Annotated in this window: 1 protein-coding gene; it reads right to left on the bottom strand. The window is 30.7% G+C overall.

The window, feature by feature from the left end; genetic code table 11:
• Positions 1 to 435 precede the first annotated feature (435 nt).
• The gene (locus F6K13_RS28905; protein WP_124145740.1) at positions 436 to 1392 is read right to left on the bottom strand and encodes a DMT family transporter; all 957 of its coding nucleotides are present in this window, start codon (positions 1390 to 1392) and stop codon (positions 436 to 438) included.
• Between the last annotated feature and the right edge of the window lie 957 nt (positions 1393 to 2349).

The raw sequence follows: 2349 nt of genomic DNA, 5'->3' as shown, positions 1-2349 counted from the left end.
TACTTGGAATATGCTGTAGCAATCTTAAATAGGTTGTAACATTTTGTTCTAGGGGTTTGGTTACCAAATCCCATTTTAGCTTGGGTTTGGAGACCAAACCCCTACAGTTTTTCTCACAAATCTTGCACGGATTAGTATGTATGTACTATAAATCTCCACAAACACCAAATAAATCAACTTTTTCTTCAACCTTTGTAGGGACGTTCCATTGAACATCCCTACGTTATTTTTCACCAGATATCTGTTAACTATCTATTAGCTTTTCCTTATGGAATACTCCGCAAACAGCATTTAGCTATCAGCTAAAAATCCAGGAGTTTAGGTCTCTCACCCCACTAATTTTTCAAATATAGTGGTGCGTGTTAATAGGAGTTTTAATCCTTTACTATAAACCTTGAGAAGCTGATAGCTAATAGCTGAACGCTGACCGCTATTTCAATTACTAGCTTTCTGAATTGAAGGACTTGATTGAGCTAAATATAATCCTAATAAAACTATAGAAAATCCTATCCAACTAATTATAGTAAGTTGTTCCGAGAATAATCCCCAAGCAATTAAAGCAGTAATTACAGGTTCCAATAAAAAGCATAAAGCAACAAAACCAGAGGAAAAAGTTTTGAGACTATAAGTAACAAACCCATGACCTAAAACTTGGGCAATTACTGCTAAACCAATAATTGATAACCATCCTTCCCAAGAAAAAGGTAAAATATGATCTTCCGTGAATAAAGCAATAGGAAGAGTAAATAAACTACCACTTATACAAGTCCATAATAAGATAGTTGTTGCAGAAAATTTGGAGCGAAGTTTTTCAATTAATAAGTAGTAAGCACCAAATAAAATTGCAGATGCAAATGCTGCTAAGTCGCCAGTAAAATGTTCTAAATCTACTTGTATATCATCTGCTCCAATGGTAATTGCTCCGACTATAGTTATTGCCATTCCTATTAAAAATCTACGGTCAAAACGAAGACTTAAAAATATCCATCCTCCCAGAGCAGTAAAGATGGGAATCATATTATGAAGTATAGTTGAGTTCGCTACATTAGTTTGAGTTAAAGACCATGCCCAAAGAAGTAAACTAGGAGCAAAAGTAAAACCACCAGCTAATAACCAAGTCCAATCACTAAATGTATAAGTTGAATATTGTTCATTTTTATTAGTTGATGATTTATTTTTTTGAGCTTGGAAATTACTCCAAAAATACAATACAAAACCAGAGATAATAAAACGATCTAATACTGTGCTAGCAGGTCCTAATTCTCGTTCGCTTAATCGAATAAAAATTGCGGCTAAGGATACAGCTAATAATCCTATTAATAATGCTATTAAAGAGAAAGTTGTAGATTTTTTTGCTGAATTTTGGGGTAGTAATTCCAGTTGACTTGTCATGTTAAATTTACCTTTAAATTTTGTATAAGCCAGAAAAAAAACTTACATATTAGTCCTATTTTGTAGAAACACTAAAAAGGTTTTAGTTCTTTAGTCATTTTAAATGTTTAGCTATGAAAATCAAATAGGACTTAAGAATCTGTGATGCACCCTATAACTATAAGTTTAAAATTCCTTTGCTCTGCAACGCTGATGTGTTAGATAGAAATTACAGAAAAATCTTATTTTGCATAAGCCTTCTTAAAACAACCTATAATTCAATATTTTTTTGATATATGAATTTTAAAAAACAATTTTTATGGCAAGGAATGTGAAAAAAATCAAAAAAAATTACTGATTTATCAAAATAATTTGGTCTAAAACCCTGCCTTTTAAGGCGAATTTTTTTTAGAAGGTTGATCACAATCCCCCTTACAAAAATAACTTCTGGACTTTACCAATCTGATAGCTCCCATATCTGACTTCTGACTTCGTTAACGAAGGCTTACTAATGCCTAGAATCTATCGACAAAAAATTGCTGCAACAATTCTAAATAAATTAGAAATATATAAATAATTATACAGCATGGTTTTAACAAAATCAATTTTTTTTATGATGAAGGATAAAATTTGAAAAAGTAATGATAATGAAGCGAATATTTATGTATTTTTGCAAAAATCAATCAAAAATTGCTAAATATTGCTAAATATAGTGTATGTATAATACTTTTTGCAAAAGACTGAAACAGTTATCTATTAAAGTATTCTCAGTTAATAGAAACGGTATTTAGAATTGTAGAAAAAAACTTTTTTTACTTGACAAAAGATACAAATAAAGATACTTTCTCTAGCCAAATTCTCAATTGTTAGGTAGCAACATGACTCCAGAAAATGGCCAGTTAAATAAATTAGTAATTATTGCTAAATTTTTTCAATTTAACCAGCTCAAAACTAACTTTCGCACAGAGAGTGTAGCAA

The organism is Okeania sp. SIO2B9 (genome assembly GCF_010672505.1).
GTDB classification, from domain to species: Bacteria; Cyanobacteriota; Cyanobacteriia; order Cyanobacteriales; family Microcoleaceae; genus Okeania; species Okeania hirsuta.
This window is presented reverse-complemented; position numbering and strand designations above follow the sequence as displayed.

What these genes read in the sequence shown, in the direction of transcription:
- F6K13_RS28905 (WP_124145740.1), bottom strand. Translation starts at nt 1,392, where the DNA reads ATGACAAGTCAACTGGAATTACTACCCCAAAATTCAGCAAAAAAATCT.